This is a genomic window from Clostridium acetireducens DSM 10703 (assembly GCF_001758365.1).
GTDB lineage: Bacteria > Bacillota > Clostridia > Clostridiales > Clostridiaceae > Clostridium_C > Clostridium_C acetireducens.
In genome coordinates this window covers 25684-46603 of sequence record NZ_LZFO01000010.1, presented here as the reverse complement: position 1 = coordinate 46603, position 20920 = coordinate 25684, and the positions used below count along the sequence as shown (strand labels likewise).

19 protein-coding genes and 1 tRNA gene are annotated in these 20920 nt (G+C 25.4%); 14 read left to right on the top strand and 6 right to left on the bottom strand.

The window, feature by feature from the left end; genetic code table 11:
* Nucleotides 1-128 precede the first annotated feature (128 nt).
* Nucleotides 129-911 (top strand): glutamate racemase, encoded by a 783-nt coding sequence (murI, locus tag CLOACE_RS04650; RefSeq protein ID WP_070109879.1) that lies wholly within the window; start codon nt 129-131, stop codon nt 909-911.
* Nucleotides 912-1089: 178 nt separating this feature from the next.
* On the top strand, nt 1090-1767 hold the full coding sequence (locus CLOACE_RS04645; RefSeq protein ID WP_070109878.1) for a helix-turn-helix domain-containing protein: 678 nt from the start codon (nt 1090-1092) through the stop codon (nt 1765-1767).
* A 222-nt stretch (nt 1768-1989) separates the two neighbouring features.
* Here CLOACE_RS04645 and CLOACE_RS04640 read toward each other — a convergent pair whose 3' ends face one another.
* On the bottom strand, nt 1990-2883 hold the full coding sequence (locus CLOACE_RS04640) for a radical SAM protein (RefSeq protein WP_070109877.1): 894 nt from the start codon (nt 2881-2883) through the stop codon (nt 1990-1992).
* A gap of 156 nt (nt 2884-3039) precedes the next feature.
* Between CLOACE_RS04640 and CLOACE_RS04635 the strand changes: the two genes are divergently transcribed.
* The 3 genes from CLOACE_RS04635 to CLOACE_RS04625 all read left to right on the top strand — a co-directional run bounded on the left by CLOACE_RS04635 (nt 3040) and on the right by CLOACE_RS04625 (nt 5919).
* Entirely contained in the window at nt 3040-4152 is a 1113-nt protein-coding gene (locus tag CLOACE_RS04635; protein WP_084027546.1) for a hypothetical protein, read from the top strand.
* 117 nt (nt 4153-4269) lie between these two features.
* Complete coding sequence (gene mnmL / locus CLOACE_RS04630; RefSeq protein ID WP_070109876.1) at nt 4270-5193, top strand: tRNA modification radical SAM protein MnmL/YtqA; 924 nt, start codon at nt 4270-4272, stop codon at nt 5191-5193.
* 18 nt (nt 5194-5211) lie between these two features.
* Nucleotides 5212-5919: a 2-phosphosulfolactate phosphatase family protein gene (locus CLOACE_RS04625; protein WP_070109875.1), complete on the top strand. Its 708-nt coding sequence runs from the start codon at nt 5212-5214 to the stop codon at nt 5917-5919.
* Here the strand turns inward: CLOACE_RS04625 and CLOACE_RS04620 are convergent.
* The 5 genes from CLOACE_RS04620 to murC form a co-directional block, all read right to left on the bottom strand.
* Nucleotides 5906-6328, bottom strand: a complete 423-nt coding sequence (locus tag CLOACE_RS04620; protein WP_070109874.1) for a GW dipeptide domain-containing protein — start codon at nt 6326-6328, stop codon at nt 5906-5908. The genes CLOACE_RS04625 and CLOACE_RS04620 overlap by 14 nt on opposite strands.
* 135 nt (nt 6329-6463) lie before the next feature.
* Nucleotides 6464-7126 carry an HAD family hydrolase gene (locus CLOACE_RS04615; protein WP_341465048.1) on the bottom strand — a complete coding sequence of 221 codons (663 nt, stop codon included), beginning with the start codon at nt 7124-7126 and terminating at the stop codon, nt 6464-6466.
* Between the two features lie 41 nt (nt 7127-7167).
* A tRNA-Pro gene (locus tag CLOACE_RS04610) sits at nt 7168-7243 on the bottom strand.
* Nucleotides 7244-7318: 75 nt separating this feature from the next.
* Nucleotides 7319-7630 (bottom strand): hypothetical protein, encoded by a 312-nt coding sequence (locus CLOACE_RS04605; RefSeq protein ID WP_070109872.1) that lies wholly within the window; start codon nt 7628-7630, stop codon nt 7319-7321.
* Between the two features lie 86 nt (nt 7631-7716).
* Entirely contained in the window at nt 7717-9096 is a 1380-nt protein-coding gene (murC, locus tag CLOACE_RS04600; protein WP_070109871.1) for a UDP-N-acetylmuramate--L-alanine ligase, read from the bottom strand.
* Nucleotides 9097-9420: 324 nt separating this feature from the next.
* Between murC and purR the strand changes: the two genes are divergently transcribed.
* The 9 genes from purR to mfd all read left to right on the top strand — a co-directional run bounded on the left by purR (nt 9421) and on the right by mfd (nt 20842).
* Nucleotides 9421-10236 carry a pur operon repressor gene (purR, locus tag CLOACE_RS04595; RefSeq protein WP_070109870.1) on the top strand — a complete coding sequence of 272 codons (816 nt, stop codon included), beginning with the start codon at nt 9421-9423 and terminating at the stop codon, nt 10234-10236.
* Nucleotides 10237-10331: 95 nt separating this feature from the next.
* Entirely contained in the window at nt 10332-10616 is a 285-nt protein-coding gene (spoVG, locus tag CLOACE_RS04590; protein WP_070109869.1) for a septation regulator SpoVG, read from the top strand.
* A gap of 163 nt (nt 10617-10779) precedes the next feature.
* Entirely contained in the window at nt 10780-12150 is a 1371-nt protein-coding gene (gene glmU, locus CLOACE_RS04585) for a bifunctional UDP-N-acetylglucosamine diphosphorylase/glucosamine-1-phosphate N-acetyltransferase GlmU (RefSeq protein ID WP_070109868.1), read from the top strand.
* 20 nt (nt 12151-12170) lie between these two features.
* On the top strand, nt 12171-13130 hold the full coding sequence (locus tag CLOACE_RS04580) for a ribose-phosphate pyrophosphokinase (RefSeq protein WP_070109867.1): 960 nt from the start codon (nt 12171-12173) through the stop codon (nt 13128-13130).
* Nucleotides 13131-13281: 151 nt separating this feature from the next.
* Nucleotides 13282-13968, top strand: coding sequence for a response regulator transcription factor (locus CLOACE_RS04575; RefSeq protein WP_070109866.1), 687 nt, complete (start codon nt 13282-13284; stop codon nt 13966-13968).
* A gap of 3 nt (nt 13969-13971) precedes the next feature.
* Nucleotides 13972-15381: a sensor histidine kinase gene (locus CLOACE_RS04570; protein WP_070109911.1), complete on the top strand. Its 1410-nt coding sequence runs from the start codon at nt 13972-13974 to the stop codon at nt 15379-15381.
* Between the two features lie 86 nt (nt 15382-15467).
* Nucleotides 15468-16634, top strand: a complete 1167-nt coding sequence (locus tag CLOACE_RS04565; RefSeq protein WP_070109865.1) for a S1C family serine protease — start codon at nt 15468-15470, stop codon at nt 16632-16634.
* A 107-nt stretch (nt 16635-16741) separates the two neighbouring features.
* Nucleotides 16742-17308, top strand: a complete 567-nt coding sequence (gene pth, locus CLOACE_RS04560; protein ID WP_070109864.1) for an aminoacyl-tRNA hydrolase — start codon at nt 16742-16744, stop codon at nt 17306-17308.
* Nucleotides 17309-17326: 18 nt separating this feature from the next.
* Nucleotides 17327-20842 carry a transcription-repair coupling factor gene (mfd, locus tag CLOACE_RS04555; RefSeq protein WP_070109863.1) on the top strand — a complete coding sequence of 1172 codons (3516 nt, stop codon included), beginning with the start codon at nt 17327-17329 and terminating at the stop codon, nt 20840-20842.
* Nucleotides 20843-20920 lie beyond the last annotated feature (78 nt).

Genomic DNA, 20920 nt, shown 5'->3' with positions numbered 1-20920 from the left:
TTTATAATTAATATATATTTATGTCAATAGAATAAAGTTAAATTAAATTTATTTAACTTATTACAAAATTAAATTTATGAAGTATAATATTTAATGGGCTTTTAATGGGTAAATAGGATGGTGATATTATGAACAATTGTTATGTATATGATAAACCTATAGGGTTTTTTGATTCAGGAGTAGGGGGATTAAGTGTTTTAAAAGAGTCTATAAAAATATTACCAAATGAGAACTATGTATATTATGGGGATTCAAAGAATGCTCCTTATGGAGTTAAAAGTGCTGAAGAAGTAAAAAAATTGACATTTAAAGCAGTACAGTTTTTAATTGATAAAGGTGTGAAAGCTATAGTTATAGCTTGCAATACTGCTACTAGTGTTGCTATAGTTTCTTTAAGAAATAAATATACCGATATACCAATTGTAGGAATAGAACCTGCTCTAAAGCCAGCTGTAGAAATTAATAGAAAAGGTAAAATAATTATAATGGCTACTCCAATGACTCTTTCAGAAAAGAAATTTAACATATTGATGAACAATTATAAAGATACTAATGATATAGAGTTGTTACCTTGTGCTGGATTAGTAGAACTAATTGAAAGTGGCATTATAGAAGGAGACAAAATAAATTTTTATTTAAAACAAAAGGTAGGCAAATTTATAAATCAGGATATTTCGTCAGTAGTACTTGGATGTACACATTATCCTTTTATAAAAAATGAATTAAAAAATATACTACCAAAGTATGTGCCAATTATTGATGGAGGATATGGAACAGCTAAACAATTAAAAAGAAAACTTGAAGAAAATAAAATTTTAAATAGTTGTAGCACTAAGGGATATATACACATATATAATTCTCTTAAGAAAAATAATATTATAGACTTAAGTTACAAGCTAATTAATTATTAATAAAATAGTAGCAAAAAATTGCTACTATTTTATTAATAATTAGGAATTTATATTGTAAAAATATATTTATTGTATAATTTGTTTTTTATAGAAATTAATATATAATTATATTATAAATAAATTGGGTTAATATAATGTCTTAGAAAATATAATAAATTATTCAATAGGAGGATAAGTTATGAGTAGAGTAGGAGAAAAAATAAAAAATATAAGAATTGAATCAAAAATGACTCAAAAACAATTAGGTAAAAAGTTAGGAGTATCTGAAAAATTTATAAGTGATGTAGAAACTGGGAAAAAAATTATTAATCAAAATTTAATAGATAGAATATCCAAGATTTTTGGCAAAGATTTAAATGATATAGTTATGAATTTTCATGAAGATTTAAGCAGCAAAAATAATTTTAATAAAAATGAATTTATAGAAAAAAATAATTCTAAGAATCAGATTAGTGAAGTATGGAAAGATGCTTTAGGAGATATTATAAAAGGTGTACCTGTTTATAAATATGATTTAAAAAAAGTTTTATATACTAAACCAATGCCTATAATTAACAATAAAATAAATGGATACAATAAAGATAAAGTAATATATATACAAATAGAAGATGATGATATGATTGGATTTAGAATATGTAAAGGAGATATTGCTTTTGCACATTTAACTAATGAAATAAATAATAATTCTATTTACCTTATGGAACAGGATGGAAAAAATATTATAAGACAAGTAAAAAAAATAGATAGTAATAAAGCATTAGTTATTAGTAATAGAGGAAATATATTAACTAAAACAGTTCAAATAAAAGATTTAAAGTTAATTGCTAAATTAGATACATTAGAAATAAATTTATAAAACCTATTAAGTTTAAACTTAATAGGTTTTATAAATTTGTGAAATGGGAAAAGGATTTGCAGTAGTAGCGGAAGAACAACGGTAAGTACTTCTGTTAGTAATTATACTAATGAAATTAAAAATCTTGTAAATAATATAGGTAATTTCAAAAATATTACTGAAAAATTTAAAAATGATTTAAGAAAATATAAAATTTAAAGAACTAGTTTTGGCTAGTTCTTTTTAAATGCCTTCCAAATCAAAATTTGGTATAAAATTTTCACTACATGTTCCATTTTCTTGTATAAATCCATTAGTAACTCCTATGGATATAGCATAATTAATTAAAGAGTTGTAGTGATTTATATTGAGTTTTTTATTTATTTCTTTGTAATATTTAGAATTATATGTAGGAGTATATTGATTCATTATACTTATATATACAGAATTTCCAAATGTTTTATATATGTAATCAATTATTTTTTTAGAATCAAATAAAAGTCCAGGAAGCATAAGGTGTCGTATTATAATACCTTTTTTAATTAAACCATTTTTAAACACAGGATTACCTACTTGGGAAAACATTTCTTTAACAGCACTGCTAGCGTGTTTAAAGTAGTTTTTAGCATTAGAGTACTTTATTGCATATTTATCATCAAAGTATTTTATATCAGGTAAATACACATCTATATAACCTTTTAATAATTTTATTGTTTCTATATTTTCATAAGAATTAGTATTATATATTATGGGTATAGATAAACCTTTGCATTTTGATAATTTTATAGCTTCTATAATTTGTGGGACATAAGGTGTAGGAGAAACTAAATTTATATTGTGAGCTCCTTTATTTTGTTGTTCTATAAATATATCACTTAGGCGATTTATAGAAATTTCCTTACCATAATTTTTTTGACTTATTTCGTGATTTTGGCAAAATACACAATTTAAATTACAATTAGAAAAGAAAATAGTTCCGGAACCATTTTCACCAGAGATACAAGGTTCTTCCCATTTGTGTAAATAGGCTTTTGCCAATCGGATGTTTTTCCCAACATTACAAAATCCCAAAGAATCTTTTAATCTGTTTACTTTACAATTTCTAGGGCAAAGTGTGCATTTATGTAATGGATTCATAATTATAATACACTTCCTTTAAATATTTTATGTTAAATATATATAATTATATAATTTATTAAATAATATTTAAAGAAAATATTATTTTATAAATTATATTTTTGTTTTGTGACAAAATATTATATGTAGTCTAATTTAATAATGAGGAAGGTGTTTATGTTGATAAATAAAAAAAGTAGATTAATATTTTTTAATATATTTATATTTATTATTATTATTTTATTTTCTTCTTGCAAAATTATTAGTTTAAAAGAAAAAAACAATAAAAAATATGATAATCAAAAAAATAATTTTGATATTAAAGCAGCATATGATTCTGTAGATACATATATGAAAGAATTAATAACAGGAGATATTAAAAATATAGAAAAATTTTATTCAAATAAACTATTAAAAAGTATAAAAAATGATGTAAAGAGTGATGTGAAAGTAAATGGATATATTATAGATGAGATAAATGAAGTAGGAAAATCTGGTATTTTTAAAATAAGTGTAACTATGAATAGCATAGATAAACCTTATTCTGTTTTAGATGAAAGAGTTATAAAAGTAATAAAAGAAGATAAAGATTATAAAATAGATGAAATAAAAAGTACAGTAAAACGGGAGGCTTTTATAGTTGAAAACTCCATAAGATTAAGGAATGAAAATAATACAGATACTAATTTAATTTTAGATATCAAAAATATTCCAAACTATATATTTACTAAAAGCAATAAAACAAATATGTATAAAATTCAAGTTCCTAGAGAAGAGTTTGATAATATAAATTTTTCTTATGATGGAAAAAGTTTGGCTATATCAACATATAATAAAGACTCTTTTATAGGAATAGTGAATATTGATGAAAGTTTAAATGTGCAAGGAGAAAAAGAAGATGAAGAAAAAGATAAAAAAGGGGAAGAAGAAAATAACCAGAAAAAAGCAAAAGAAATGCCTGTAGGAAAAGAAATAATACCATTAGATATAATAAGAGATTCTAAAATAGAAAATTTAGTATTTTCCTTGGATAAGAAATTTATTTTAGTTCAATATAAAAGTAATTCAGGAAATAGTTCTATTAGAATTTATAATTCAGATACTGGTGAAATTATACCATTTAAATTTGAAGAAAAGTATTCAATAGATAAATTAAATGTAAAATACAATTATTTTAATAAAAATGAATTAAACTTTATTGTAAGTAGTATAGACAAAAAAGATTCTAATAATAAATTAGTAGGAAAATGGAAACTTGATTTAAAAGATTTTAAATCAAAGAAAAAGTGATTTGTTGACATTATGCAGTAATAACAGTATATTAAAGTTAAATAGTTATAAAATCTCGCAGTATAAAAATGCGAGATTTTTATTATGTTTTTTATACAAGAGGTGATTAAGTTGGAGATGTGGGGAGATAAAAGATATTATAGCTTAAATTATTTTTTAAGAAAAAAATTTGGGACAAAAGTATTTAAAATATCTTTAGATGCTGGGTTTTCTTGTCCTAATAGAGATGGAACTATAAGCAAAGGAGGATGTGTGTTTTGCAGTGAAAGAGGTTCAGGAGATTTTGCTGGTAACAGAGAATTTTCTATTTCAAAACAATTTGATGATATAAAGAGTATTATGAAAAAGAAGTGGAAAAATGGTAAATACATAGCCTATTTTCAAGCATATACAAATACATATGCTCCTATAGAAATATTAAAAAAAAGATATGATGAAGCTATAAATCAAAAAGATGTAGTAGCACTAGCTATAGCTACTCGTCCTGATTGTCTTGATAATGATGTGTTACAATTATTAGAAGAGTATAATAAAAAAATATATGTATGGGTGGAACTTGGACTTCAGAGTAGTAAAGATGAAACTGCTAAAATAATAAATAGAGGATACGATTTAAATGTGTTTGAAGAATCCTTATATAAATTAAGAGAAAGGAATATAGATGTAGTTGTTCATGTTATTTTTGGATTACCAGGAGAAAATAAAAGTGATATGATAAACACTATTAAGTATATATCTAATAAAGATATACAAGGTGTGAAATTTCATTTGCTACATTTAATGAAAAATACTCCTTTAGTTAGTATGTATGAAGAAGGAAATTTAAAATTTTTAACTCAAGATGAATATATAAATATAATATGTGAGGCAATTACACTACTTCCTAGTGATATAGTAATTCATAGATTAACAGGAGATGCACCAAGAGATTTACTAATAGAGCCTAAATGGAGCTTGAAAAAGTGGGAAATTTTAAATTCAATAGATAAGAATTTAAAGGATAATAGTTTATATCAAGGATTAAATTGTAAAAGTAAATAATATATATGGAGGGGTAAAATGAATATAGACATAATAATTTCAGCAGATGATATAAAGCCTGAGAAAATTTTAAATAAAACAATATTAATTATAGACATGTTAAGGGCAACATCTGTTATAGTTACAGCACTATATAATGGTTGTAAAGAAGTAATACCTGTTTTAACTGTAGATGAAGCGTTAAATATAGCAAAAAAAGATAGAGATAAATATGTTTTAGGAGGAGAAAGAAACGCATTGAAAATAGAGGGGTTTGATTTTTCAAATTCTCCTTTAGATTATGATAAAGAATATATAAAAGGAAAAAGTTTAATAATAACAACTACAAATGGTACAAAAGCAATAAAGAGAAGTATAGGTGCAGAGCGTATATTAATAGGAGCTTTAATTAATGCTAAAGCTACTGCTGACAAAATATTAAAATTGAATAATGATTTAGTAATAGTAAATGCAGGAACATATGGACACTTTTCTATGGATGATTTTATTTGTGCTGGGTACATTATAAATTGTATTAGTGAAAATACATCTATAAATCCTACAGATATAGCTAAGACTGCACAATATATTTACAAAAACAATGAGGATATAGTAAGTTTTATAAAACATGCTAGTCACTACAAGAGAATTAAAGAATTAAATCTTAAAGAAGATTTAAAGTACTGTTGTTTAAAAGATATAATAAATATAGTGCCAGAATATAAAGATGATATTATAAGAGTATAGAAGATATTAAATTTACTTTTGTACTTTCAATCCATCCTTTAGTATTTATTTTGTTGTTAGAAGATATAGATACCTCATACCATGTATATTGGCGAATTTTTGCTTCATCATGAATTTTTACATAAGTATTTTTATTAATATAACGTAAAATAGGAGATTTGGTTAATGGAGATAAATATAAGGGACATCTTTCTAACACAATACCTTTATTACATTTAGCTGAAAAGTATTCAATTTTAAATTCATCAGGATAATTAAAACTTGACTTATCAATTATGTTTTTTAAATTTGTATTTTGGCGTTTTAATAATATTAGTTTTTTATGTTGATTAATAAGTTTATTATTAAAATACATAAATAAAATAATACAAGTTATTGCAAATACTAAAAATAGAAAGAAAGCTAACATTGGATTCCTCCTGAAATTTGCTATATATATTATTATATTAAATACCTGTATTTTGGTGACAAAAAATATAATAATTGAAATATATTTTAAAATTATGCTGATTTAAAGTCTAACTATCTATAAATCAGCATAATTTTAAATTGCTTTCATAATATCATTAAATTCAAGTATATATTTATCTGCTACTTTCATTATGCTATTTTTATGAGATTCTGAAAAAATATCATGTACTGCAACTACTTTCATACCAGCGGATTTTGCACTAATTATACCAGATAATATATCTTCAAATACTATGCAATTTTTAGGATTTTCTTTTAATTTTTTTGCAGTTAATAAATATATATCTGGTGAATTTTTATTTTTACTTATTTCATCAGCAGTAGTAATTGCATCGAATAAATTATATATATTATTAGATTTTAAAACTGCATTAGAAAGATTTGAAAAGTTACTAGTTGATAATCCAAGTTTTATTCCTTTAGATTTTAACAAAATTAAAAATTCTTTTGCACCAGGCTTTAATTTTATTTTATTGGAATAATAATTTAAAGCCATAGTGTTCCAATCATTTTTTATAGTGCATATATCATCTTTTATATTAAAGTTTTTTTTAAAATATTGAGCTGATTCATCAAAGGATAGATTTTCTATATTTTTCATTAAGTTTTTAGGCATATTTATATTATGATTTTTTAAATACTGTTTGTCTATTTCATTCCATATCCATAAAGAGTCTATTAGTGTTCCGTCTAAGTCAAATATTGCAGCGTTTATATTACTTAACAACTTTATCACCTCTTTTTAGTAAAAAAAAAGAGTTACTGAAAGTAACTCTTTGGTCGGGGTGACAGGGATTGAACCTGCGACCTCATGGTCCCAAACCACGCGCGCTCCCATCTGCGCCACACCCCGAAGTACAAACTTATTATATATTATATTTTATGAAAAATCAAGTTCTTTCACTTATAAGCGAAAGAACTTGATTTTTTAATTTTTTGATTTATCTCCAACTCCTCTAGTAGGAACTGTAGACATAATAAAACCTATAAATATTGATACCAAAGCAGGAGCTATAATATTAATATAAGATATAAATCTAGTTCTATAGAGTATTAATGCAGTTATTGCTGTAATTCCAATAGAAGTTATAAATATATATATTATAAATTTAGCCATAGAATTAAAAAGTTTTTCATATAATTTATGTCTTGTAGGACCACTTACTATACTTCTAAATATAAAATAAGATGTAAAAATTAAAATAATATTTGCTAAAGATGATATTAAAAAATTTTTCATAATAATTCACACCTCCAATGGATTCACTTTTAGTGTTACCAAATTAGAGGTATTTTACACTAATTTATAAAAAAAGTTTGGTAAAATTAATTTTCTAAAAAAATTTCACCTAGTTTAAATATATCTCCAGCACCAATTGTAAATAATACATCTCCAGAACTTAAGTTTTTACGAAGATAATTCAATATATCTTTGTAATCATGAAATACTTTGCAATTTACTCCATTAGATTTTATTTTATCACAAAGCATATCAGAATTTATAACTCCAGTGTCTTTTTCTCTTGCAGCATATATGTCTGTTAATATAAGATTATCAACATTATAAAAGGCATTAGTAAATTCATCAAATAAAGATAATGTTCTTGAATAAGTATGAGGTTGAAATACACAAAAAATTTTATTATGAGGATAATTTTTTGCAGCATCTAAAGTAGCTTTTATTTCTGTAGGATGATGAGCATAGTCATCTATTACTGTAACTCCATTTTTAACACCTTTTATTTCAAATCTTCTATGAGTACCTTTGAAGTTTTCTAATCCTTCTATTATAAATTTATAATCAATATTTGCACTTAATGCAACACTTATACTAGCAAGAGCATTTAAAATATTGTATTTACCAGGTACTTTTAAGTTTATTTTAAATAGGTTAACATCATTTTTAAATACCTCAAATGAAGCACAGGCTTGTTTATTATAAACAATATTTTTAGCTTGCACAGTACCTTTAGTTATACCATAAGTTATTATATTACAGTTTAAATCAGATATAATACTATTTACTCTTTCATCTTCTAAATTAGCAATTAAAAAACCATTTTTTGGTATGAGTTCTGCAAATTTTTTAAAAGTATTTTGTATATCATTTATGTCTTTATAAAAATCTAAGTGATCTGCGTCAATATTTAGTATTACACCTATAAAAGGATTAAACTTTAAAAAAGAACCTTTATATTCACAAGCTTCGTTTATAAAAAATTCTCCTTTCCCTACACGTATGTTGCCTTTTATGGAGTTTAATTCTCCACCTACCATTATTGTAGGATCTAAATTTGTTTTTAAAAATATTTCTGATACCATAGCTGTGGTAGTAGTTTTTCCATGGGTACCTGATATAGCTATATTATATTTATAGCTTTTCATTATATCACCTAAGAAAGACGCTCTATCCATAGTAGGTATATTTAATTCTTTAGCACGAATTAACTCTGGATTATCTTCCGATATAGCAGCAGTATATATTACTAAGTCTATATTTGGTTTGATATTATTTTTATTTTGACCTATATATATACTAGCTCCGTTTTTTCTAAGTTTACTTAATAAAGGAGAATCCTTCATATCAGAACCAGACACAGAGTAATCATTTTCAATAAGTATTTCCGCAATGCCACTCATACTTATTCCACCTATACCTATTAAATGTATTTTTTTATTTTTATCATTTATAAAGTCAAAAGACATTTAGCTATCCACCCCTTAAAAAGAATAACATTATTTATTAATTATATACAAAAATTATAAAAAAAAACACAGCAATAAATAAAATAATTATATTTATAAAAGACATTTAGTTATTCAACCCCTTAAAAAGAAATAACATTATTTATTAATTATATACAAAAATTATAAAAAAAACACAGCAATAAATAAAATAATTATAAATATAATTGTACAATAAAAAAATTATATTTACATAAAGTATTGATAATATATAAATTTTAGAATAAAATATGAATAATAAGAAGTTTTTTAAAAATATTATTCGTAAAATAGATAGGTGATATAATGGAAAAGTTTACTAGAAATCAAAGGGTTGCAGCTATAACTAAAATGTTAATAGAAAATCCTAATAAAGTAATAAATTTAAATACTTTTACTGAAATTCTTAATGCTGCTAAGTCTACAGTTAGTGAAGATTTAGTAATTGTAAAGGACACATTAAATAGACTTTCTATGGGAAGAATAGATACTATATCTGGAGCTGCAGGAGGAGTAAAGTATGTCTGCGGTATATCAAATGAAGAAAAAATGGATTTTGTAGAAGAACTATGTATTATTTTAAGAAATAAGGATAGAATAATACCAGGAAATTTTTTATATATGACAGATGTAATGAGTAATCCTTATATAATTCGTAAAGCAGGACTTATATTAGCATCTGCTTTTAATGATAAAAAAGTAGATTATGTGGTTACAGTAGAAACTAAAGGAATACCTTTAGCCTATGAAGTAGCTAAAATGTTAGGCGTTCAATTAGTAGTATTTAGAAGGCAAGCAAAATTTACAGAAGGTTCAACAGTAACTATTAATTATGTTTCAGGTTCTAATGGAAGAATACAAAATATGTCAGTATCAAAAAAAGCTATTAAAGAAAATAGTAAATGTATATTTATAGATGACTTTATGAAAGCAGGCGGTACGGCACGAGGTATAATAGATTTATTAAAAGAATTTAATTGTGAACTTTTAGGAATGGGAATATTAATAGATAATGTTGCTATACCTAAAAAATTGGTAAATGATTATGTATCTATAGTAGATTTTAATGGAATATCACCAGAAGGAAATGCTGTGTTAATGCCTTCTAAAAAATTTAAATAAAACTTGTTTAAATTAATTAATTTTTCATTAAATAGAGGAAAAAGGATATTTGATAGAGAATTATATATACATAAGCATCTTGGAGGTGGAAAATTATGCAAATAACTGATGTTAGGATTAGAAAGATATCTACAGAAGGCAAAATGAAGGCTATAGTTTCTGTAACTTTTGATAATGAATTTGTAGTTCATGATATAAAGGTTATAGAGGGTCAAAATGGATTGTTTATAGCTATGCCAAGTAGAAAAACTCCTGATGGAGAATTTAAAGACATTGCTCATCCAATTAATACTGAAACTAGAGAAAAAATTCAAAAGGCTATATTGGATGAGTATGAAAAAGTTAAAGAAGAAGCTTCCAATGAAGTTAAAGAAGAATAATAATAAGAAGGAGTAAACATGCTCCTTTTTATTATGTAGAACTTTTTATATTTATTTCAATACAATATGTAAGGTTGAAAATATTTATCATATAAAATATAATAATAAAATAAGTAAAAAATATATAATTAATAAAATTATATAACCATAAAGAGGTGTTATAATGTATAAGTGTGCCGTAATATTAGCAGCTGGAGAAGGAAAAAGAATGAAATCTAATACACCAAAAGTTTTACATAAAGTATGTGGAAAAGAAATGGTGAATTATGTTATAGATAATATTAAAGAAGCAAATATAGAAGATGTAAATTTAGTTATAGGAAAAGGAGCGAATTTAGTAAAAAATAGTACTGAAGATAGAAAAGTTTCTTATTCTTTTCAAGATAAACAATTAGGAACTGGACATGCTGTTATATGTGCTAAGGATTTTTTAGCTAATAAAAAGGGTTCAGTAGTTATATTTACAGCAGATGCACCATTAATAACAAAGGATTCCATAGAAAATCTTATTAATTTTCATGAAAAAGGAGAATATAAGGCTACTATTCTTACTTCTATTGTAGATAATCCTTCAGGATATGGAAGAATAATTAGAAAAGATAACTCAGAAGTACAAAAGATAGTAGAGCATAAAGATTGTTCAGAAGAAGAATTAAACATTAATGAAATAAATTCAGGAATGTATTGTTTTGATATAGAAAGTTTGATAAGTTCTTTATCAAAAATAAACAATGATAATGCTCAAGAAGAATATTATTTAACAGATGTTATAGAAATTTTAAAAAATGAAAATAAAAAATTAGGTGCAATATCTGTGCCTTTTGAAGAAACTATGGGGGTAAATTCCAGATTGCAATTATCTCAAGCAGAAAAGATTATGAGAAAAAGAATAAATGAGATGCATATGAATAATGGAGTTACCATTATTAATCCAGAGTCTACATATATAGAATGCAGAGTAAAAATAGAGCAAGATACTATTATATATCCAGGCAATGTTATTCAAGGAAATACTTTAATCAAAAAAAATTGTGTTTTATATCCTAATTCTAGAATAAAAGATAGTACAATAGGTGAAAATTCAACTATACAAAGTTCTGTTATTTTAGATAGCCATGTAGGAAATAATACTACAGTAGGGCCTTTTGCTTATATAAGACCTGAAAGCATTATAGGTAATAATGTTAGAATAGGAGATTTTGTTGAAATAAAGAAATCTTCTATAGGAGATGGAACTAAAGTATCGCATTTAACTTATATAGGGGATGCAGAGATAGGTAATGAATGTAACTTTGGATGTGGTACTGTAGTAGTTAATTATGATGGAAAAGTAAAAACAAAGACTATAGTTGGTGATAATTCTTTTATAGGTTGCAATACTAATTTAATTTCACCTGTAAAAGTTAATAATGATACATATATAGCTGCAGGCTCAACTATTACTGATGATGTTCCAAAAGGAGCTTTAGCCATTGCAAGAGCTAAACAAGTAAATAAAGAAGGCTGGGTAGCTAAGAAAGATTTAAAGAAATAATTTTAAGGGAGGATACATAAATGATAACCCATGGCAAAAATATTAAGATATTTACTGGAAACTCACATCCTAAATTAGCAAAAGATATAGCAGATATATTGGGTGCGTCAGTTGGTGATTCAAAAGTTTCAACATTTAGTGATGGAGAAATTTCAGTGGATATAAATGAAACTGTAAGAGGTAGAGATGTGTTTGTTGTACAATCTACTAATGCTCCAGTAAATGATAATTTAATGGAATTACTTATTATGATTGATGCGTTTAAAAGAGCTTCAGCGGGAAGAATAACAGCAGTTATGCCATATTACGGATATGCTAGACAGGATAGAAAAGCTAAAGCTAGAGATCCAATTACAGCTAAACTTGTAGCAGATTTAATAACTGCAGCAGGCGCAGATAGAGTTTTAACAATGGATTTACATGCATCACAAATACAAGGATATTTTGATATTCCTCTAGATCATTTATTAGGAGTTCCTATACTTGCAAAATATTTTGTTCAAAAAGGATTTGCAGAAAGAGAAGATATAGTTATAGTTTCTCCTGATTTAGGAAGTGTTACAAGAGCAAGAAAATTTGCAGATAAACTTCATGCTCCAATAGCAATTATTGACAAAAGAAGACCAAGACCAAATGTTTCAGAAATTATGCATGTAATAGGTGAAATAAAGGATAAAGTAGTTATATTAGTAGATGATATGATAGATACAGCAGGAACAATAACAAATGGAGCAAATTCACTAGTTGAAATGGGAGCTAAAGAAGTATATGCTTGCTGCACTCATGCTGTTTTATCAGGTCCTGCTATAGAAAGAATAGAGAAGTCTGTTATAAAAGAATTAATAATGCTAAATACAATAGACTTACCAAAAAATAAAAACTTAGATAAGTTTAAAGTTTTATCAGTAGCTCCAGTTTTTGCAGAAGCTATAAGAAGAATATATGAAGATATCTCAGTAAGTAAGCTTTTTGAAGATTAAATATAAAAGAGAGACGCAGCTTTTGGCTGCGTTTTTTATATTTATTTAAAAGTAAATAATTTGTAAAAATTAATGTATGCTATTTAATATAGCAATGAATATATGATAAATTTAATTTATAAAAGAAATTATGAAAGGAGTAGTTTATAAAATGGAAGGTGAAATAGCAAAGATATTAATTGTAGATGATGATGAAAATATATGTGAAGTTATAAAGATGTATTTAGAAAATTATGGTTATAATACTGCTGTATGTTATGACGGTAAACAAGCTGAGGAAGTATTTTTGGAATATAAGCCTGATTTAGTGCTATTAGATATAATGCTCCCTCGTATTGATGGGATAGATGTTTTAAAGTGGATAAGAAAGGATTATAATACTCCTATTATTATGCTTACAGCAAAAGGAGAAACTTTTGACAAAGTGCTAGGTTTGGAGTTAGGAGCAGATGATTATATAGTAAAACCATTTGAACCTAAAGAATTATTAGCTAGAATAAAAGCTGTGTTAAGAAGATATAATTTAGATAATGAAAAAGATGAAATTTTAAATTTTGAAGATTTATCAATAGATATTAATTCTTATATAGTTTTATATAGAGAAAAAGAAATAAAAATGCCACCAAAAGAATTTGAGCTTTTATATTATCTTGCTAGTAATAAAAATAGAGTTTTTACAAGAGAACAATTATTATGTGAAGTTTGGGGATATGATTATCCAGGAGATTCTCGTACTGTTGATGTGCATATAAAGCGACTTAGGGAAAAATTACCAGAGGGTACTAATTGGAAAATTGAAACGGTATGGGGGGTAGGATATAAATTTGAGGTGAAGTAGATGATAAAAAAAGGATTATTTTCTAAAATGGTTGCTACATTTACATTGATTATTTCTATAAGTTTTATTATAATAGCTACTTTTTTATCCTACTGGTTTGAAGGATATTATTTTCAACAGAGAAAGGCTCAAATAAATAGCGAGTCAGGAATTATAGGCAAAGCAGCAGTAGAATATTTGGAAGGAGATATATCTTCTTATAGATTAAGAGAGATTTTAACTTATATAGGCAATTATTTAGCTACAGATATATGGTTATTAGACAATTATGGATATGTTTATTCTGTGTCAAATGATAAGCAAAAAAAATTAATAGAAAAACAAGTGTTTACTAATGAGTTAGAGGAATTAAGGAAAGGAAATAGTGTTGAAAAAAGAGGAGCCTATGGAAATATTTTTGTGGTGCCAGTTCATACTTACGGTATGCCCATTTTTTATAATGGTACATTTAAGGGAGCAATTGTAATGCATACATCAATAAACGAAATAAGAGGACCTTTAAAAAAGGTTTATGAAATTATATGGGCTTCTGCTGTATTGGCAATAATAGCATCTTGTTTTGTAATATATTATTTTTCTCAAAGGATAATAATAAGACCTCTTGCACAAATTAATTATGTAGCAGATAAAATATCTAAAGGAGAGGTGGACAAAAGAGTTAATATTAATTCTAAGGATGAAATAGGAGCTTTAGCAGAATCATTTAATTCTATGGCAGATTCTTTAGAAAAGATAGAAAACAATAGAAGAGAGTTTATATCTAATGTTTCTCATGAAATAAGGTCGCCAATAACTTCTATAAAAGGATTTGTTAGTGGAATGTTAGATGGAATAATACCAAAAGAAAAAGAAAGATATTATTTAGGTATAGTATATAAAGAAATACAAAGGTTAACAAGATTAGTAAATGACCTTTTGGATTTATCTGCTATTGAAGCTGGTGAATTTAATTTAAGAATTGAAGAATTAGAATTAAATGAGTTTATTAGATTATCTGTAATAAAATTTGAGACAAAAATAAAAGATAAAAAAATCAATGTTAATGTTTGCCTTGATGATGAAGATTTGTTTGTAGCAGCAGATAGGGATAGACTGGTACAAATAATAACTAATCTTTTAGATAACGCTATAAAATATGTAAATGAAGGAGGAAATGTAAAAATAAATACAACTAAGAGAGGAAAAAAAGCATACGTATCTATATTTAATGATGGTCCATGTATTTCTGAACAAGATTTAAAAAAAATATGGCAGAGATTTTATAAAGAAGATAAAGCAAGGTCATCTAAAGTTAGTACGGGACTGGGACTTCCTATAGTTAGAAGCATACTTACCAAATTAGGAGAAGACATATGGGTTGAAAATGTTAAGAATAAGGGAGTAAAGTTTACTTTTACATTAACATTAATATAAAATAATAATTGAAATATTACACTTTGTTCATTGTTATGTAAAAATTATTAAATATAATAAAAAGAGTAGGAGGTGTTATAATAATTATGGATGATAAAGATAAAAATAATATAAAAGATGTAAAATGGCAAGATGTAAGTGATGGAAAGGGAGAGATAATATTTAAGAGTAGTAGAAGAAAAAGAATAAGAAGTAGTTTTAAAATTTTAGTTATAATTATAATATCTGCAGTAATTGGAGGAATATCAGGAGCGTATATAGTAAATAATAAATACCAATCTATGGATTATAATCAATGGAATCAATTTGATAATAGCAGTGAAAAAAATGTTTCAAATGCACCCAAAAGTTCTATAACTAAAGTTGCAGAAACTGTTGGACCAGCAGTAGTTGGTATTAGTAAAAAAGCTCAAGGTTTTTTTGGAGTAGAGGATGTAGAAAGTGGTTCAGGTATAATATTTGATGTTAATGGATATATAGTTACTAATAATCATGTTATAAAAGGAGCAGATAAGGTTACAGTTAAATTATCAAATGGTAAGATATTGGAAGCTAAAGTTATAGGAACAGATCCTAGATCGGATTTAGCTGTAATAAAGGTAGAAGCTAAAAATTTGCCTGTTGCTAAATTTGGAGATTCTTCTAAAGTAAGGGTAGGAGATAAAGCAGTTGCCATAGGAAATCCTTTGGGAGAAGAATTTGCTGGCTCTGTTACATCAGGAATTATAAGTGCGTTAAATAGAAAAATTCAATATGGAGGGGCAATATATAAAGTACTTCAGACAGATGCGGCAATAAATCCAGGAAATAGTGGAGGAGCTTTATGTAATGAATATGGAGAAGTAATAGGCATTAATAGTTTAAAAATAGGTTCGGAAAAAAATGTAGAAGGAATGGGCTTTGCTATAGCTATCAATGAAGCTAAAAGTATAATAAAATCTCTTATGGAAAAAGGAAAGGTATCAAGACCTTACTTGGGAATATATGGTCAAAGCGTTATATCAGAAAAAAATAATGTTCAGGGTGTATATGTAAATGAAGTAATAGATGGAAGTGGTGCCAAAGCAGCAGGAATTCAAGTAGGGGATGTTGTAATAGAATTAGATAATAAAAAAATAAATAGATTTGAAGATTTAGCGGAAATATTAGATAATCACAAAATTGGTGATGCAATTTCCTGTAAGATATGGAGAAATGGTAAGACATTAAATAAAAATATAATATTATCTGAAATGAAAGATAGTGATAGATAAAGAGACTTATTAAGTTTCTTTATCTATTTGACTTTATAATATTAATATTATATTGTTATGTATTAGTAGAAAATTTATGTTAAACTAATTTAGAATGGAGAATGTATATGCATATAATAGTTGGATTAGGGAATATAGGTGCTAAGTATGAGCATACTAGACATAACGTAGGTTTTGATGTTATAGACTTAATATCAAAAAAATATAATATAGATATTAATAGGGAAAAATTTAAAGGAATGTGTGGTTTTGGAAACATATGTAATGAAAAATGCATGCTTTTAAAACCTAGTACATATATGAATTTAAGTGGTGAAAGTGTAATAGAAGCAGTAAATTTTTATAAAATACCTAATGAAAATATAATTATAATATATGATGATATAAGTTTAGATATAGGAAAAATAAGAATAAAAACAAAAGGCAGCTCTGGTGGACATAATGGAATTAAAAATATAATATGTAATTTAAATTCGGAAGAATTTACAAGAATTAAAATTGGTATAGATTCCCCGAATAAAGAATTAGTATCCTATGTACTTGGAAAATTTAGTAAACAACAAAAGGAAGTTTTAGATAAGGTATTTGAAATAAGCGTAGAAGCTGTTGAAAATATTATAGATAAAGGAGTACAACAAGCTATGAATAAATATAATGGCTTAAAAATACAGTAAGTTTAGAGGTGAAATATTATGAGGTTAGATGGTATTGTAAAGCCACTTAAAGAAAGTACAGTGTTTAAAAGCTTGTTAAATAGCATTAATAAAAATGTACTTCCTGCAGAAGTTTCAGGGTTATCTGAATCAGGAAGGAGTTATTTAATAAATGGATTATATGAAGAAATAAGCAAATCTTTTTTAATACTTACACATAGTGACATGGAAGCTAGAAAATTATATGAAGATTTAAGCTTATATATACAAAATGTATACTACTTGCCTTCAAAGGATATTGTTTTTTATAATATTGATGCTGTATCTGGAGATTTAAGATGGGAAAGATTAAAAGTAATTAGAGAAATAATGAAAAGCAATAAAAAAATAATTATAACTTGTATAGAATCTTTAGCAGCTACATATATACCTTTAAATTTGTATAAACAATATACTTTTAAGTTAAGTGTAGGAGACAATTTAAATTTAGAAGATTTAAGTAAGAATTTAATACAAAGTGGATATCAAAAGGTAAATATAGTTGAAGGAAAGGGAGAATTTTCTATAAGGGGTGGAATAGTAGATATATATTCACCTATTTCCTTAGAGCCTTATAGATTAGAATTATTTGATACAGAAATTGATTCTATAAGAACTTTTAATATAGAATCTCAAAGAAGTATAGATAAAGTAAATTCTTTGGAGATATTTCCAGCAAAAGAAATTATATTAAAAGAAGAAAATATTAAATTGGGAATAAAAAATATTAAAAATGATTTAGAAATTATATTAAAAAATTTTAAAAATCATGATAATGAAAAAGCAAAAATTTTAGAAGTAGTAAATAGAAATATAGAACTTTTACAAGAAACATTAACTTTTGAAACAATTGATAGTTATATTCCGTATTTTTATGAGAATGTTTCTTCTTTTTTAGAATATACAAAAGATTATTTTGTTGTTATAGATGAATTTGAAAGATGTTTAGGAAAATTAGATAGTGTATATTATGAGTTTGAAGAAAACTATAAAAATTTTCTTAAAAGAGGAAATGTTTTGCCAAAGCAAGTGGAATTATTATTTGCAAAAGATAGAGTTTTATTAGATTTAAAAAACACAAAGAATATAATTTTAGAACCTATAAGTAAATCTCATGATGTATTTTTACCTAAATCTTTAGTTAGTTTTTCTCAAACAACATTAAATAAATATAATGGACAATTGAATTTATTAATAAAGGATATAAAGGATAGAAAAGATAAAGGTTATAAAATTATAATACTTTCAGGAACTAAAACTAGAGGTGAAAGATTAGTTAATAATTTAAGAGATGAAGGCATAGAAAATATATATAAAGACGAGGTACTAAATATACTTCCTGGAGAAGTTTGTATATCTTTTGGAAGTCAATTTAAAGGTTTTGATTTTAAAGATATAAAGGTATGTGTTATATCAGATAAAGAGGTATTTGGAGATTCTAGAAAAAAGAGAAAAAATAAAAAATTAAAAAAAGGAATAGCTAAAATAAAAAGTTTTACAGATTTAAAACCAGGGGATTATGTTGTTCATGTAAATCATGGAATAGGTGTATATAAGGGCATAAAACAGTTGGATATAGAAGGAAATAAAAAAGATTATTTAGAATTATTTTATAATTCAGATGATAAATTGTATGTGCCAGTAGAACAATTAGATTTAGTTCAAAAATATATAGGAAGTGAAGGTAAAACTCCTAAAATAAATAAACTTGGAAGTTCAGAATGGGCAAAAACCAAGAGTAAAGTAAAGAAATCAATTGAAGAAATAGCAGAAGATTTAGTTAAATTATATGCTGCAAGAAATACATTAAAAGGTTATAAGTTTTCTAAAGATACTATTTGGCAAAAGCAGTTTGAAGATGAGTTTCCTTATGAAGAGACAGAAGATCAATTAACAGCTATAGAAGACATAAAAAAAGATATGGAATCTGATAAAATTATGGATAGATTGCTGTGCGGGGATGTGGGATATGGAAAAACTGAAGTGGCACTTAGATCAGCTTTTAAAACTGTTATAGAGGGAAAACAAGTAGCATTTTTAGTACCCACTACTATATTGGCACAACAACATTATAATAATTTAGTTAAAAGGTTTTCAGATTTTCCTATAAAAGTAGATATGATAAGCAGATTTAAAACTTTAAAAGAACAAAAAGAAACAATTAAAGCTGTTAAAGAAGGAAATGTAGATATATTAATAGGAACTCACAGAATAATACAAAAGGATATAGAATTTAAAGATTTGGGATTATTAATAATTGACGAAGAACAAAGATTTGGAGTATCTCATAAAGAAAAAATAAAGAAATTTAAAAAGAATGTGGATGTTTTAACATTAACAGCTACGCCTATACCAAGAACTTTGCATATGTCTTTAGTTGGAGTAAGGGATATAAGCGTAATTGAAACACCACCAGAAGAAAGATATCCTATACAAACTTATGTGGTAGAATATAATGACCAGTTAATAAGAGATGCAATACTTAGAGAATTAAATAGAAATGGACAGGTTTATTTTGTATATAATAGAGTAGATAAGATTAAAGAAATGGCAGCCTATATAGCCAAGCTTCTTCCAGAAGGAAAGGTTTGTGTAGCTCATGGTCAAATGAGAGAAAGAGAACTTGAAAATATTATGTTAGATTTTATGAAAAATAAATATAATATATTAGTGTCAACTACAATTATAGAAACAGGTATGGATATACAAAATGTTAATACAATGATAATATATGATGCAGATAAAATGGGATTATCACAGCTTTATCAATTACGTGGAAGAGTTGGAAGAACAAATAGAATAGCTTATTGTTACTTAACTTATAAAAAAAATAAAATACTTACAGAAGTAGCTGAAAAAAGATTAAAAGCTATAAAAGATTTCACAGAACTTGGATCAGGATTTAAAATAGCTCTTAAGGATTTAGAAATTAGAGGAGCAGGAAATATAATGGGAGCTGCACAACATGGTCACATGGCTACAGTAGGATATGACTTATATTGTAAAATGTTAGAAGATACAGTTAAATTAATAAAAGGAGATATTGATAAGGAGCCTATAGAAACTACTATAGAATTAAAAGTAGATGCCTATGTACCAAATTATTATATAAATGATGAAATACAGAAAATAGAGATTTATAAAAAGATAGCAGCTATAAATTCCTATGAAGATATGTTGGATATACAGGAAGAGTTAGAAGATAGATTTTCTGATATTCCAGAACCAATAAATAACTTGATAAATATAGCATATATAAAAAGTGTTGCTAGAAATTTAGGTATAGAAAATATAAAAGATAAAAAAGGTGAAATTATAATACAATTTGAAAGCAAGAATAGATTAAATGAAAATGTAATCAAGAGTTTATTGGATAAATATAGAAAAAATATATTATTTAGGTTTTCAGAAAAGCCATCTATAGTATTTAAATTAAATACTATAAAAAAGGAAAATATAATAATTAATTTAAAAGAATTAATAGAATATATTAATAAAATGTATACAGAAAATTAATTTTAAGAAAGTAGTTTTTTATGGTAAAATTAGTTTGGTTAGCAAATTTAATAACAAATTTAAGAGTGGAGGAGTAAG